The organism is Prolixibacter sp. SD074, assembly GCF_009617895.1.
Lineage (GTDB): Bacteria > Bacteroidota > Bacteroidia > Bacteroidales > Prolixibacteraceae > Prolixibacter.
Genome location: NZ_BLAW01000001.1, coordinates 1,657,208 through 1,674,012, shown reverse-complemented (window position 1 = coordinate 1,674,012; position 16,805 = coordinate 1,657,208). Strand labels below are relative to the sequence as shown.

At 47.1% G+C, this 16,805-nt stretch carries 7 protein-coding genes; 6 read left to right on the top strand and 1 reads right to left on the bottom strand.

All coding sequences use genetic code 11. The annotated features are described in order from the left end of the window. Positions 1-66 precede the first annotated feature (66 nt). A complete protein-coding gene (locus tag GJU82_RS07345; protein ID WP_153631557.1) occupies positions 67-1,623 on the bottom strand; it encodes a glycosyltransferase family 39 protein in 1,557 nt (518 codons plus the stop codon). A gap of 357 nt (positions 1,624-1,980) precedes the next feature. Between GJU82_RS07345 and GJU82_RS07340 the strand changes: the two genes are divergently transcribed. The 6 genes from GJU82_RS07340 (at position 1,981) to GJU82_RS07315 (ending at position 16,783) form a co-directional block, all read left to right on the top strand. Next, positions 1,981-2,877 (top strand): ABC transporter ATP-binding protein, encoded by an 897-nt coding sequence (locus GJU82_RS07340; RefSeq protein WP_153631556.1) that lies wholly within the window; start codon positions 1,981-1,983, stop codon positions 2,875-2,877. 50 nt (positions 2,878-2,927) lie between these two features. Continuing rightward, positions 2,928-6,269 carry a hypothetical protein gene (locus GJU82_RS07335; protein ID WP_153631555.1) on the top strand — a complete coding sequence of 1,114 codons (3,342 nt, stop codon included), beginning with the start codon at positions 2,928-2,930 and terminating at the stop codon, positions 6,267-6,269. Positions 6,270-6,280: 11 nt separating this feature from the next. Further along, positions 6,281-7,768, top strand: a complete 1,488-nt coding sequence (locus GJU82_RS07330; protein ID WP_153631554.1) for a TolC family protein — start codon at positions 6,281-6,283, stop codon at positions 7,766-7,768. Between the two features lie 24 nt (positions 7,769-7,792). Further along, entirely contained in the window at positions 7,793-8,848 is a 1,056-nt protein-coding gene (locus GJU82_RS07325; RefSeq protein WP_153631553.1) for an efflux RND transporter periplasmic adaptor subunit, read from the top strand. 41 nt (positions 8,849-8,889) lie between these two features. Next, on the top strand, positions 8,890-11,985 hold the full coding sequence (locus tag GJU82_RS07320; RefSeq protein ID WP_153631552.1) for an efflux RND transporter permease subunit: 3,096 nt from the start codon (positions 8,890-8,892) through the stop codon (positions 11,983-11,985). 70 nt (positions 11,986-12,055) lie between these two features. After that, positions 12,056-16,783 carry an efflux RND transporter permease subunit gene (locus GJU82_RS07315; RefSeq protein ID WP_153631551.1) on the top strand — a complete coding sequence of 1,576 codons (4,728 nt, stop codon included), beginning with the start codon at positions 12,056-12,058 and terminating at the stop codon, positions 16,781-16,783. The last annotated feature ends 22 nt before the right edge of the window (positions 16,784-16,805 follow it).

Below are 16,805 nucleotides of genomic sequence, written 5' to 3'. Positions count from 1 at the left end.
GATTTGATACCGGTTAAAGTTGAGTGTTACTCTGGTTACAAAGCCGACGAATATCCTATTAGCTTTTTAATGTTCCCATTGGTAAACCTGCGTGGTTTTGTTCTCAAATAGATCCTTCTGGTGAACAATCTCTTTCAGCGGAAGCGATTTCAAATCATCCTGCACTCTCGTGATCGAAATAAGGTAACCGTTCGGGTGCTCCTGGAAGAAGGAGCTGACTTCTTCCGGCGTTTTCATTTCGGGAATGTGCTTTTTCAGTGCAAAGGCAAAGGCGGGGTTGAATCGTCCGTAATAGGCAACGGGGCGACTGATGTCCATCACGGTTAGTGCTTTTTGTACCGGATTTTGCCGGTTCACTGCCGGGAAGGCAACCAGGAAAAAGAGAAGTCCGGCCATGATCCACCCGGCGGAGAGCGCTGTGAAAATTCGCTGTTGACTTCGCTGTTTATAAAAGTTGTATAATGCCCAGGCAGAGCCGGCCGGAATAACCAGGAACAACCAGGCCATATTGGCTACCGGAACCAGGCTGTTATCCAGTTTCATGGCGATAAAAGCGCCAATGGGAATTAACAGGCCAATCATAAGGCTTATCCACAGGGGGTTTTTCATTTTTAAGTTGGCATGGCTAAGATAGGAACCAATCAGCACAGCAACGAACGGATAGGCCGGCATGGGGTAATTAGGCAACTGCGTGGAGGATATGGAGAAGAAAACGATGATGACCAACGATACTATCATCGAAAATAACATCAAATCGTTGTTTTTACGCTGGCGAAAAGCTTCCCGGTAGGACTGAAAAAGAAAAACGGTGTACGGGAGGAATGCCAACAGCACGAAAATGGCTGTCAACAGGAAGAAACCGCCGTGTCCCTCCATTTCGCTGGAAAAGCGGTCGAGGTTATGCTTGAAAAAGAACTGGCGGGTCCATTCGCCGTTGGTCGCCAGCCCAACTTTTACGTACCACGGAATCGCTATGATACCAGTTATGAGGACTCCCAAAAGCAACCGGAACTGTTTGATGGTTTTCCATCGAAAATCGCGTTTCAGGATTAAAAACAGCAAGCCGTTAAGCCCGGCAAAGCCAAGAGCAACCGGTCCCTTGGCAAGAATCGCCAGCCCCAATGCCGCGTACATGGTAATGAGCCAGGGCCATCGTCGCGACTGGTAGAACTCAAAAAATGCCCAATGCGTTAATGTCATGAAAAAGATAAGATAGGGATCGGGGACTGCCAAATGAAACTCAATGGAAAAATTGAGCGATGTGATAAGGATAAGCCAGGTGAGTAGTGCCATTTTTTCTCCGGCATATTTTCGTGTAAACAGGAATGTGATAAGTAGCGTAAGTGCACCCATAATGGCTGAAAAGAACCGGGCGGCGAATTCATTCACCCCGAAAACCTTGAAAGAGGCCATCATAAAGTAATAATGCAATGGCGGTTTATCGGTCCGTAAACGGTCATTAAACGTGGGGACAACTAAATCGTTGCGGGTAAGCATTTCCCGGGCACATTCCACATTTTTCGATTCATCGAGAATGTATATCGGATTGTATCGAATACCAGCGGTATAAAGGAAAAAAGCAGCAAAAAATAGAAATATAGGAAGATATTTACCTGTTTTCATTACGGTTTCTAATCTTAATTCAGGGGCAAAAATACATGCTTACCGGTTGTAATCATGGTTTTTAACTTATTTTTCTTTTTTCTTTTTTTCTACTCGTTGAATTTCAGGTGGTTAAAAATAGAATTATGATTATCTTTAAATTCCTTGAAACTTATTATGTAATATTTTTAAACCTTTTACTACCAATAGTATCAAAGAAATTAATCTTTCTAAAACGTTCCTTTCCTGTGAAAATGCAAGCTCCTGACTAATAGCTTATTCGGCGCTATACATCTGAATATATTTCACATCAGAGGAACTGTTCTTCGAGAATTAGCTAATACGGAATCGATTGTTAACACCTCAAAAACTACACGTGTGAACATTGAGATTAAAGATCTGAATAAGATTTACCCGAATGGAAATCAAGCCCTGAAGGAAGTTTCATTGGAAATTGGAAACGGCATGTTTGGTTTGCTGGGGCCTAATGGTGCCGGCAAATCGAGCCTGATGCGTATTTTGGTTACCCTGATGAAACCTTCGAAAGGGCAGGTGCTGGTGAACGGACTCGATCTGCAGAAACATCGCCGCGAAATCAGGCAGATGCTGGGCTACCTGCCCCAGGACTTCCGCTTTTTCGCCAAACTGACAACGTGGGAATTCCTGGATTACAGTGCCCGCCTGGCGGGTATCAAACAAAGGAAAGCCCGGATGGGGGCAGTAGGGCAGATGCTGGAAGAGATGGGGTTGTACGAAGCCCGCAACCGCATGGCCAACAAGCTGTCGGGAGGAATGAAACGCCGCCTCGGCATTGCGCAGGCACTGATTGGTGAACCGAAAATTATTGTAGTGGATGAGCCTACGACAGGCCTCGACCCGGAGGAGCGCATTCGTTTCCGGAATTTGCTTTCGTCCATCAGCGAGCGGGAAGTCATCATTATTCTTTCCACGCACATTGTGGGCGATATTTCCAGTACCTGTACCGATATGGCTTTGCTTAACCAAGGCTCACTGGCTTATCATGGTGCTCCGGACAAGTTGATTGAAATGGCCCGCGGTAATGTGTGGCAGATTTCTGCTACCGAAACGGAATACCAGGAGATACAGGAAAAATATCCCATCATATCGTCCATTCCTGCCGAATCGGGCTGGGAAGTTCAGGTGGTTGCCCGCGATGTGAACGGTTACGCCGGGGAACAGATTGAACCGAACCTGGAACATGCTTATGTGAATTTTATGGAGCATGAATTAAATCAACGCTGGCACGAAGAATAATAGTCTGCCGGTTATTATCTTAAAATCCTAACGCTAAAGAAACAACGATCATGGCATCACTTCACCATATTCGTACCGTAGCCACCTATGAATCCAAGACCCTGTTCCGCAGTTGGTTCTTCCGGATTTTTGCCATTCTGGCGCTGGTATTTGTCTTCTTTTTCAACCTCTTTTATCAAACGAAAGCCGGATTCCCGTTCGACGATATGGTTGCCCTGCCTTCCAAGGTTCCGTTCATGAACCTGTACATTATTAATATGGCGCAGGCCATTATTGCGATTTTCCTGGCATCCGACTTCCTGAAAAGGGATAAAAAACTGGATACTACCGAAGTTATTTACATGCGTTCCATGTCGAACGCCGATTACGTTATCGGGAAAACGCTGGGAAACCTGTATGTTTTCTTGTTACTGAACGTAATCGCGCTGGTAATGGTGGCCGTTTTTAACCTGGCGTCGCCATACAGTTCTTTCCGGCTGATGCCATATTTTTATTACTTCTTCCTGGTAAGTGTCCCTACCTTGCTGTTTATTCTGGGATTGGCCTTTTTACTGATGTCGGTCATCCGGAACCAGGCGCTGACATTTATTCTGCTGCTGGGATACATCGCGGCAACGCTATTCTATTTGCAGGGAAAATTCCACTTTCTGTTTGACTACATGGCTTATCGGTTACCGCTTACCTGGTCCGATTTTGTAGGCTTTGGCAACCTGAATAGCCTGTTAATGCAACGCGGAATCTATTTCTTCCTGGGCGTAGGATTTATTTGTCTGACAATTTTATTATTGAAGCGGTTAAATCAGTCGAAGGCGGTGAATGGCGTGGTAACGGTTATTGGAGTTGGTTCGCTGATTTTTGCCCTCGTGTTGGGGTTCTCTTATGTGAACCAGGTATCGCAGTTCGATAATCACAGGAAGGAAATGATTGCCCTGAATGATCGGTATGCCCTGGCGCCAGTCATGCAGCTGACGCGGTGTGATCTGGACGTGAAACACAAAGGGAATACGATTACCGTTGTCGCAGATATGGAACTGAAAAATACCACGATCGAACCGGTGAAAGAGATTATTCTTACATTGAATCCGGGCCTATCCGTAACCAGTGTGGAAGGGGCAAAGTACCAACGCGACCAGCAACTGTTAAAGATTAAGCCTCAAAATGCCTTGGCTCCAGGCGATTCTTTGCAGGTAAAAGTACGATATGCCGGTACGATTGATGAGTCGTTGTGTTATCTGGAATATGATCGCGAAAGGCTTGACCAGATTACATTGGACGATAACGCCACAATTGACAAACGAAATGCTTTTGTGCAGGGCGATTATGTACTGTTAACGCCTGAAACACGGTGGTATCCGACTCCTGGAATCAATTATTCATCGAAGGGTTTGGCCTGGTTGCACAAAGGCTTCACCCACTTCTCGCTGACGGTCGAACCGGCAAACGATAGTTTAAAAGTATTATCGCAGGGTGAAAAAACAATCGGTCAGAACGGTACAATAACCTTCCGGGATAAAAAGCCGTTGCCACAAATTTCGCTGGTAATGGGCAATTACCAAACCCTCTCCGTCACCGTTGACAGTGTTCAGTATAGCTTAACCTTTCTGAAAGGTCATAACCGCTTCGATGAGTTCTTCACGGAAGTAAAGGATTCACTGGCACCGGTTATCCGTGATTTGAAAAATACGTTTGAGGCTAAATTGCAGCTTCGGTATCCGTTTAACCGGCTCGAACTGGTGGAAGTACCGGTGCAGTTCTATTCTTATTCGCACCTGTGGACTGCTGCCCGTGAACAGGTTCAGCCCGAAATGGTTTTCCTGCCGGAAGGCGGTTACATGGTTTCCGGAGCTAATTTTGCGCTGTCGAAACGGTGGGCTGAGCGAAGAAGCAAAAGAACAAATGAAAGCATTACTGAACGGGAATCGGAAGAGGACCTGTTCCGCGATTTTGTGGACGGTGCACTTCTATCAGCTGATGAAGGCCGTGGATTTCGTATGCGCATTGGTGGTCCGGGCCGAAATGCCGATGACAATCCGAATCCGTATTTCATTTTCCCTGATTATTACACTTACGTGAATGAAATCAATTCGCCGAAATATCCCATCATGAATCGTGTTGTTGAATCCTATTTAGTGGAACGTACCTCGGATGATCGTCCGGGCTTCATGCGCAACTTCATGGGCATGTCGAGCGACGAGAAAGGGAATATGGAACTTCAGGATAAATCGTTTGCTCAGGTATTGCAGGATCAGAATGACCCGGATATCGTGGACAATATTATCCAAACGAAAGGCGAATTTCTTTTCGCACTGATGAAAGCCGCAGCTGGCGAAGATAAGTTCGATAATGTGCTAAACTCCTTCCTGGAGAAAAACCGTTTCCGGGAAACCGGAATTGACGACTTGAAGAATGATTTGGCTTCATCGTTTAATCTTCAGCTCGACGATTACCTTTCTTCCTGGTACAATTCGAAAGAGTTGCCGGGCTACCTGGTAAACGACGTGGAAGCGGTGAAAGTGAAGGACGGCGACCGCACGCCGACGATGGTGGCTTTCCACTTATCGAATACGGGAAAAGAGCCCGGTGTGGTGAAATTTACTTTCCGGTTGGGCGGACAAGGTGGCCGTGGCCGACGTTTTGGCGGTGGTGGTGAGGCGGAAACCGTGGAACGGATTGTTGCCATTGCGCCTCATCAAACCAAGCGAATTGGCGTGCTGCTCAACGAAGAGCCGCGCATGATGATGACCAATACGTTCGCGTCAGCCAATATTCCTGCAGTATTGACGCAGCGTTTCGAAAAAATTGAACTTGACGAGAAACGAACTCCGTTTAACGGTGAAGAGGTGATTGATTATGATAGTGGTATGGCCCCGAATGAGACGATTGTCGATAACGAAGATCCCGAATTTAAATTGGTACAGCCCGAATCGAGCAGTTTCCTGAAAAAGATTTTCCAGGCTCAGCTGATAGATAATAAGGATCAAAAGTATAAAGGCCTGAACTTCTGGCGTCCCCCGGTGAAATGGACTTTAACTACCAATACGAATTTCTATGGAAAGACGGTTCGGTCAGCCTATTACACTAAAGGAGGCGCCGGTGATCGCGAAGCTATTTGGAATGTCCCGATTAAGGATGCCGGTTATTACACCGTTTATGTTTATGTCCCGAAAATCAACATGCGTTGGCGGGGGGAGGATAAAGGTGAATATACTTACACCATTCATCACGATGACGGGGAAGACGATCCGGCGGTTGATATCAAAAGTACTGATGGTGGTTGGGTTGAACTGGGAGCTTACTATTTCTCGCCTGATACGGCCAAAATTGAATTAACGAATAAAACCGAAGCCAGTATTGTGTACGCCGATGCCGTGAAACTGGTCAAAGAAAAATAACCTGTAAATCCATGAAGAAACTAAAGTATCTCTGTTTACTGTTGTTGATGGGAGTGACCGTGCCGGTTCATGCGCAGAAAATCCTGACGCTTGATGATGCGATGGCGATAGCTGTTAAACATAGTCCTGATTTGATAGCTTCCCGTCTGAACCTGGAGCGGACAAGCGAGTCGCTGAATGCGAAGCGGGCTTCCATGAAATCTCAATTTTCGCTTAGTCTGAATCCGCTGCAATACAGTCAAAGCCGGTCATTCAACGATTTGATCTCGCAGTGGAACACCACCGATAATTTCCAAACATATGGAACATTTACTGTTCAACAACCGATTTTGCTCACCGATGGGACCATTTCGCTGAACAACGAATTTGGTTGGAGGAACAGTTACAGTGAATACAGCGGGGTCCGGGATAAGTCGTTTTACAACAATTTGTATCTCAGTATCACACAGCCGTTGTTTACGTACAACCGGCAAAAAATGGAGCTGAAGCAACTGGAGTTGGATAACGAAAATGCGATGTTGAGTTATGCCATGCAACGGTTGAACCTGGAGAAGATGGTTTCGCAGTTTTTCTACGATGTTTACCAGGCACAGATGAGCCTGAACATCAAAGAGGACGAATACAAAAACACCCTGAAGAGTTACGATATCATTAAGAACAAGGTCGATGCCGGATTGGCTGCGCAGGAAGAATTGTATCAGGCTGAAGTGAACAAGGAAACGGCACGTTCCGATCTGGAAAACCAGCGAGTAACGCTGGAAAATTATAAAGATCAGTTCAAGCAGTACATCGGAATGGATATCAATGAAGAGATTACGGTGATGGCCGATGTAGAGGTGAAACCGGTGTCGGTAGACCAGAAAATGGCTATTGATCACGGCTTGTCCTCCCGCATGGAAATCAGGCAAAGGGAAATCAATGTGGAGAACTCGCAGTTTGATTTGATTCAGGTAAAAGCTGCCAATGAATTTCGCGGTGATGTGAACATAACCTACGGTTTGCTTGGTGACAACCCGGAGTTAAAAAATGTTTATGACAACCCGACCCGGAATCCGCGTGTGAACGTGGCATTTAATATTCCGCTGTGGGATTGGGGCGAAAAGAAGGCGAACATTCGGGCGCAGGAAGCGGTCATAAAAACGCAGCAACTCAGTCTGAATAATGAAAAAATCCAGATTGTCCTGGATATTCGCCAGGTGGTGCGGAGCCTTCAAAACATGAAAAACCAGATTAACATCGCGAAGATCAACGAAAAGAACGCACAATTGACGTATGATATTAACCTGGAACGTTACCAGAATGGTGACCTGACCAGCATGGATTTGAACCTGTATCAGTCGCAGCTTTCGGAGAAAAAAATGGCATATGCACAGTCGCTCATCAACTACCGGATTGAGCTGTTGAACCTGAAAGTACAGACGCTTTACGACTTCGAAGCAAAAAAATCGGTTGTACCAGAAGAATTTTTGAAAGAATATCGCGATAGCCAAACCAAATAACCATTTCTGAAAAATCGTGCAAAAATGAAAATATCGAATAAATGGCTGCTTGCCGCTCTTTTACCTGTATTCGCGTCCTGTGGCAATCAGAATAACCAACTGGGCAACGAACTGGCCATCCCGGTTTCAGTTCAGGATGTAAAAAAGAGTAGTATTGGGCAATATGTCAGTACAACGGGAACCGCCAATGCCGCCAGCGAGGCAACACTGAATACCGAAATGGCCGGTAACTATTATCTGCAACGCAATGCGAAAACGGGGCATCCGTTCCGGTTAGGTGATAAAGTGCAAAAAGGGCAGGTGATTGTCAAACTGGAAGATGAAGAGTACAAAAACGGAGTATCGCTCGAAACAAAGAAGCTGAACTACGAGATTGCCAAGCTGGAATATGAAAAGCAGCAATCACTTTACGAAAAAGGCGGTGTGACACTTCGTGAAGTGAAAAACTCGGAAGTATCGTTGAGCCAGGCAAAGCAGGATTACGAAAATGCACAATTGCAACTGGCGAAGATGAATGTAAAGGCTCCGGTTAGCGGAATTTTGGTCACTTTGCCCAATTTTACCAACGGGACACGCGTTGCGTCGGGAACGGCAGTGGCTACCATCATGGATTATAATACGCTGAATATGGAAGTGAACCTGCCCGAGAAGAATCTTTCCACAGTAAAAGTCGGGCAGGAAGTTAATATTACCAATTATACCCTTCCGGAAGATACCCTAACGGGAAGAATCAGCGAACTTTCGCCAGTTGTAAGCAGTGAGACGCGAACGTTCACCGGGAAAATCCGTATCGATAATCCCGAGCTGAAACTTCGTCCCGGAATGTTTGTGAAGGCCGATATCCAGGTAGCACGGATGGACAGTGCCATTGTCATCCCAAAAGATATTATCGTTTCGGGTAACCGCGGAAAAACAGTTTATATCGTTGTAAAAGGCGCAGCACAGCAACGGGTGATTGAAACCGGCCTGGAAAATGATAACCAGGTACAGGTGGTTTCAGGCCTTAAGGCAAACGACCGGGTGGTTACCAAAGGTTTCGAAACATTACGTAACCGGTCGAAAGTAAAGGTAGTTAAGTAGTTATTCCGGCAGCGTCCGCTGACCAGGAAAATCATATTTCTATGAGAAAACTAACAAATTTTGCGGTGAATTATCCGGTTACGGTATTGATGGCGGTAATGGCAATCCTCTTGCTCGGCATCATCTCGTACCAACGATTGGGAATTGACCTGTTTCCCGATTTGAATTCGCCCCGGTTGTATGTGGAGATAAAATCGGGCGAGCGCCCGCCTGAAGAGATGGAGACGTTGTTTGTGAAAAACATCGAAGCGTTGGCCATCCGGCAAAGCAACGTGGCGCAGGTTTCTTCTATCATTCGCACCGGTTCGGCACAAATTTCTGTCGAATATACCTGGGGAAAAGATATGGACGAAGCTTTCCTCGATTTGCAGAAAGCTTTGTCGAATTATACACAGAATAGCGAGATTGATGAGCTGAATATTACGCAGCACGATCCAAATACTGCTCCGGTGATGATTGTTGGCCTTTCCAACGAGTCGCTTACTGACATGAACGAACTGCGGAAGGTGGCTGAAAACTATATTCGTAACGAACTGATTCGCCTCGAAGGTATTGCCGAAGTGGAACTGTCCGGACAGGAGGAAAGGGAAGTCCGCATCGATACCGATCCCTATAAGCTGGAAGCTTTTAACCTGACGATGGATGATTTGAGTCAGAAGATCGAAGCGTTTAACCGGAGTATCTCAGGCGGTTCCATTACCGAAACCGGCATGCAATACATCGTGAAAGGTGTGAGCATGCTGCGCGATATCGACGACTTTAATAACCTGGCCGTCGGTTATAAAGCTCCGGTTACCGGTAGTGAAACGGTTCAGAAAGCGCCTATCTTTCTGGGCGAAGTAGCCCATGTTTCTTACCAGAATAAAGACCCCGAAAACATAGTCCGTGTAAATGGGAAACGCTGTATTGGACTGGCAATCTACAAAGAGACGCGATTCAATACCGTAAAAGCGGTCCGGGACATCAACGAAGAGCTGGCCAAAATCACCAGGGCGCTTCCGGGTTACGAATTCACGGTAGTGAGTAACCAGGGAACATTTATTAAGAGTGCCATTAACGAGGTGAAGAATACGTTACTCATCGGCATTGTGTTGGCTGTGTTTGTATTGTTTCTATTCCTGCGACGATTTGGGACAACGCTCATTGTGAGTTTGGCGATTCCAATTTCCATTATTGCCACCTTCAACCTGATGTATTTTAACGGGTTAACCCTGAATATTATGACATTGGGGGGATTGGCCCTGGGAGCCGGAATGCTGGTGGATAATGCCATTGTGGTAATGGAGAATATCTTCCGGAATCACGAAAGTGGTTTGTCGGTACGCGAATCGGCGATAGTTGGTACCGCGCAGGTTGGAGGGGCCATCACGGCTTCCACGTTGACGACCATTGTCGTTTTCCTTCCTATTGTCTATCTGCATGGCGCATCAGGTGAGTTGTTCCGCGACCAGGCGTGGACAGTAGCATTCTCGCTGCTATCTTCACTGGTGGTAGCCATTTTCCTGATTCCAATGATGTATCACCGCATTTACCGGAAGAAGGAAGCGACACTGCAGTTTCGTTCCGTTCAGGTAAAAGGATACGGAACATTCCTGACGCGGATTCTGGGACGTCGCTGGTGGGTGATTGGTGGAAGTGTTGTATTGTTAGCCATTTCAGCATTGCTTTATCCTTTTATCGGAAGTGAATTCATGCCCAAAGCTGATAGCCGGGAATTCACCATCGACGTAAAAATGCCGGAAGGAACACCGTTGGAGCGGACTTCGGAAGGTGTTGCTTCGATGGAAGCTTTGCTTAAGAAATTGTTGGGCGACAACGTGCAATCTATTTATTCCCGCATCGGCCCGGGTTCTGATTTATCAGCTACGACGGAAAGTGTCTTTGAAGGCGAGAATACAGCGGAGGTAAAAGTAGTACTGAAACCTGATGCGAAATACAATTCCCGGAATGTGGTGGGGGCGGTTTCGAATTGGTATAAAGATAATCCGCAATTCGAGGTGAGTTTTGTGCAGGACGAAACAGCGCTGCAAAGTATTCTGGGTACACAGGATGCCCCCGTTGTCCTGGAAATACAGGGAGAAGATTTGAATGTAATCGACACGCTCACGAAACAAGTAATGCAGCGGATTCAGGATGTTCCCGGATTGTATAATATGCGTACCAACATCGAAGACGGCTATCCGGAAGTAGATGTGGAAATCGATCGCCTGATGGCGGGAATGCACAACCTCAGTGTTGAACAGGTGGTGGGACAGATTACGGCTCAACTGGAAGGTCAGGACGCCGGTCAGATGGAGAAAGAAGGCGAGATGCGCGACATCACCATTCACACACCCAAGATGAGCCTGAAGCAATTCCATAATATCGAACTCAACAGCAACGGACAAGTTATCCGGCTGGATGAGATAGCCAAACTGAAGGAATCGGTTTCACCAAAAGAGATTTACCGGCTCAATCAAAACCGCATTGGAAAGGTAATGGCCGATTTGGATAAGAATGTGCCGTTGGATAGAGTGGTTGCTCAAATGCGCGGTAAACTGGCCGGTTTGCAACTGCCAACTGACTACAAATACAAAATTGCCGGTGAGGAGCAAAAGCGGGAAGAGTCGATGAATAACCTTGAGTTTGCGCTACTGTTATCCATTATTCTGGTGTATATGGTGATGGCTTCCCAGTTTGAGTCGCTCATCCATCCATTCGTTATCCTGCTCACGATTCCGTTCTCGATTGTGGGAACCGTACTGTTGTTCTTCATCATGGGGCAACCGTTCAATATCATGGCATTAATCGGTGTCATAATGCTGGTGGGAATTGCGGTCAACGATTCCATCATTTTTGTCGATCGCATCAACCAGCTGTGGCGTGGCGGTATGAATAAACGGGAAGCCATCGCGGTAGCGGGACAACAGCGTATTCGTCCCATTATTATGACCAGTTTGACGACTGTTTTGGCGTTGTTGCCACTCACCTTCGGATTCGGTGAGAGCGCTGCATTGCGTTCATCAATGGCGCTGGCGGTTATCGGTGGTTTGATAACCAGCACCATTCTGACGTTGGTGGTGATTCCGGTTGTGTACGATCTGTTTACCGGAAAGACCATCCGCAGTCTCGATACTGTGACTGACGAGGAAGTGTGACGAATCCCGGGATAAGGACTGTCCGGAATTGGACCAAAAGGGTTAACGGACGAGCTAAACTTGCGAACGAATGAACTTTATTATAAACAGAAAGACCCTTATCAGCATGTTATTCATCGGGCTGAGTTTGCTGGGATACATCTCCTGGCAAAATCTCCCCATGGAGCTGTTTCCCAATGCTGAGCTGCCCGTGCTTTTCGTTCAGGTAAATACCCAAACGGAGGTAGACCCCAAATATATGGAGAACCAGGCCATCATTCCGTTAGAAGGAGCCATTGGAACCATGCAGGGAATCGAAAATCTGCAGTCGACAGCGCAGTCGCAGCGGGGTACCATTGTCGTCGAATTTAAGAAGAACGTCAATTTCAAGTATACCTACCTGAAGCTGCAGGAAAAAATTGACGAGGCAAAGCAGTCGCTTCCTGAAGAATTCCGGGTAACCGTGATGAAGGTGGACCTCGACCAGATGAACAACCAGTTCATGGAGCTCCAGGTGCGTGGCTCGGGAGGTGTCGACAGAGTCCGGAACGAAACAGACCAGGAGGTTGTCCCTGATTTGGAAAACATCGACGGAGTTGCCGGTGTAACGGCCTATGGTGGCCGGGAGAAATCCATCGAGGTGCGCCTGAAAAAGGCGATGTGCGAAGCTTATGGCATTACGCCGGCAACTATTCGCAGCAAAATTGCCCAGGGTTACCGAACCCGTGCTTTCGCCGGAAACGTGTACCAGTCGAACCGGCAATTCATTGTGCATGTAAATGCCGAATACACCGATATCAAATCGCTGGAAAACCTCGTGATCGCCGACGGTCCCATCCTGCTGAAAGATGTAGCGAATGTTTATTTCGGTGTAAAGGAAGAGACGTCCTATTCCCGTGTGAACGGAAAGGATGCGGTGACGGTCCGGTTGGTGAACGACGCCCAGGCTAACCTGATTGATGTTTCGCACAAAACGCTCGATGTGGTTAAGAAGCTGAATGAAAAACTGGCTTCGAAAGATATCGAGATTGTAGTCCGGAACAACACCGCACAAACCATGGAGGACAATATCAACCAGATCATCGAACTGGCGCTGGTGGGTGGACTTCTGGCCGTGTTGGTGCTCTGGATCTTCCTGAAAAATTTCCAGCTGGTTTCTGTTATTGCGCTGGCCATTCCCATATCGGTATATGCGGCGTTCAACTTCTTCTATGCTGCCGGTGTCACCATCAACAGCCTGACCCTTGTCGGGATGGCGCTGGCCGTCGGGATGTTGCTCGACAACAGTGTGGTAGTGCTCGAAAATATTTATCGATTACGATCACAGGGCCTTCCCCCGGCGAAGGCAGTTATTCAGGGAACAACGGAAGTATGGCGCTCCATCGTAGCAGCTACATTAACGACCATTACTGTCTTCTTGCCTTTCCTTTTTTCTGATAATTACCTGATTAGCCTTATCGGGAAGAATGTCGGTGTATCCATTATCTCAACGCTCACCATCAGTTTGTTTGTGGCGTTGCTGCTGGTGCCCATGATGGCGCATTATTTCCTTACCAGGAAGAAAAGCAGTTCCATCAATTTCAACCAGATATCGACCCGGAATCCGCTTATTCAGGGCTATGTGATGGTGCTGAAAAATACGCTGCGGAGCCCGGCCCGGACCATTATTGGTGCCTTGGTCTTTTTCTTCCTGACCATTTTTATTCTGTTGGCGGTCAGCGTTAATAATCTTAGCGAAGTCGAAACCAACGATTTTCAGGTTTATGTGACCATGCCTTCCGGCTCGACGCTGGCATCGACCGATAAGGTGGTTTCACAAATCGAAAGCCGGTTAGAACCGGTTGAGGAAAAGCAGGATATCGTCAGTAAAATTGAAGAGGATAACGCGGTTGTAACGGTTACCCTGAAGGACGGTTACAAGAAGACCAGTAAACGAAGCATTGCCGAAATCAAAAGCGATGTAGAAAATCGTGTTGAAAATATTTCCGGCGCTGAAATCAGTGTCGATGAAGAACCAGCTTCTGCCGGAAACCGTGGTGGTGGGGGCGGTGGCTCCTTTGGTGGTGGCGGTACCAGTTTCATGCGCCTCTTGGGCGTAGGGACCAACTGGGAACGCATTCTTATCAAAGGACAGGATTTCGAAAGCATGAAGAATGTAGCTTCCGATTTACAGTATTATCTGGAAAGTCTGAAATCGATGCGCCGGGTGCAGGTTAGCTACTCCGATAACCGGCCGGAAGTTCACCTGGAGTTTCATCCGTTACTGCTGACGGCTTACGATATTCCGTTGGCTAACATCGCTTCAGAACTGAACTCTTTCAATCCGGAAATCAATACCAACGTTCCGTTCAAACAAGGAACCGACCAGTATGACATTATCATTCGTGATGAAGATGCAAAAGAGAACAAAGAGCGTTCAGCTGATGACTTACGGCATTTGCTCGTCACCGATGCGAATGGTGGTACGCACGAATTGCAGTCAGTAGCCGATGTGGTTTTCTCTTCCGGATACGCAAATATTGACCGGGTGAACCAGGAAAAACAGGTTGAAGTCCGCTATCGTTTTATCAATGAAGCGCAGGATTCGAAGACTTTGCTCGATGCTTACCGCATGGAAGTAGACCAGATCGTAGCCAATTACAATCTGCCTTCGGGTGTTGCCGTCCAGGTCATACACGAAGAAGATGGCCTGCAGGAATTCTATTTCCTGATCCTGGCGGCTTTTATCCTTATTCTGATGATTCTGGCGTCAGTATTCGAGTCGTTGTCTACGCCCTTTGTGCTGATGTTCTCCATCCCGCTGGCAGCCATCGGCTCATTCCTGGCGCTTATTTTTACCGGGAACAGCCTGTTTAATGCCAATACCTTGACGGGATTTTTGATCCTCTTGGGCGTGGTGGTGAATAACGGAATTATTCTCATCGACTATACCGGTATTCTGCGGAAGCGGGGTTACCGGAAAGAACGCGCCCTGATTACGGCCGGAATGTCGCGTATCCGCCCCATCCTGATTACCGCTATCACCACCATCGTGGCCATGATGCCACTGGCGATGGGCGATAATGAATATGTCGGAGCCATTGGTGCTCCATTCGCTATTACAGTAATTGGAGGACTAAGCGTAAGTACATTGCTAACGCTTATCTTTATTCCAACCTTCTATTTTGGCCTCGAAAATGCGATTAACTGGATACGCAAGCTCGATCTCCGGATTCAAATCCTTCAGATTTTACTTTACATAGGTGGTTGTATTCTTATCTTCACGAAAGTGGATGCCTTTATGTGGCAGATGGTCGATTTGGTTGGATTAACCGTATTGGTTCCCGGAGCGGCCTGGTTCGTAAAAAACAGCCTGCGAAAAGCTACCGAAGCGGTTATCGATTCAGATGTACCGATTCAAATCAGGATTCAGAACCTGGTGAAGATTTATGACCGGGGCAACCGGTTTATCCGTGAATGGAAAGGTAACCGGAACATTCGCGAACGCAAAGGTGAGTTGAAAACCTATCATTCATGGCGCGACTTCGACGATTTTATCTGGGAAATTCCGCTGATGGGTTTCATGGCCTATTTCACTTTTTCATATCTGGATAACGGCTTGTGGATGTTTATTATGTCGCACTTTGTGTTCCTGATGGCTTTGTCGATTTGGAGAAGGGTACAGCTGTTGCTAGCATATTCTTCCGCGCAAAGCGGAAAAGACCGCCCGGTTAAAATCGGAATTATCATGCATCGGTTATTGTACTGGGGATTGCCGGCAGTGGCGTTGGCGCTGTTTTACCTGAAGTGGGAATCCATCGGCCCGGTGGTAATGATTGCTGTGTTGTGGTATTTCGTACTTGCCGTGAAAGTGACAGCCGACAACTTATACCGCGACAAGATCAATATCGAACGGTTGAAAGGCCGTTTTGCCGGCTTGCGCCGATTGTTTTTCAAACTGGTGGAACAAATTCCGGTTATTGGCCGCAAGCACGATCCGTTCAAAGCGTTGCGAGGCGTTTCACTGGATATTGGTACGGGAATGATTGGTCTGCTCGGGCCCAATGGTGCCGGTAAATCGACCATGATGCGCGTGATTTGCGGAATTTACGATCAGAGCTATGGCAAGGTCTGGATTAACGGTGTGGATACACAGCATAAGCGTGAAGAATTGCAGGGATTGATCGGATATCTTCCGCAGGAATTCGGTACATACGAAAATATGTCGGCATGGGAATTTCTCGATTATCAAGCCATTCTGAAAGGATTGTCCGATAAAGAAGCGCGTGAAGCCCGTGTTCAATACGTGTTGGAAGCAGTTCACCTGTGGGACAAGAAAGACGACAAAATTGGTTCGTTCTCAGGTGGAATGAAGCAACGCATTGGTATTGCACAAATCCTGCTGCATTTGCCGCGTATCTTGGTTGTTGATGAGCCGACAGCCGGCCTCGACCCACGGGAACGAATTCGTTTTCGTAACCTGTTGGTGGAACTAAGCCGCGAGCGGGTGGTTATCTTCTCGACGCACGTTATTGAAGACATTTCCAGCTCCTGTAACCAGGTAGCCGTCATCAACCGTGGTGAACTACGTTATACCGGTCATCCCAACAACATGCTGAAACTGGCCGATGGCCTGGTTTGGCAGTTCCTGATTCCGGCCAAAGAGTTCGATGCCATGGAAGGAAAAGACCGCGTTGTGCATCACATGCGCGATGGCGGCCAGATTAAGGTCCGGTTTATTTCCGCATCTCAACCTACTCCGGGTGCTGTTCCGGTGAAACCGGTATTGGAAGAGGCTTATTTGTGTTTGCTGAAAGGAATCCATAAAGAGAACAGTTGATTCTGGTTGACGAAATGAATAT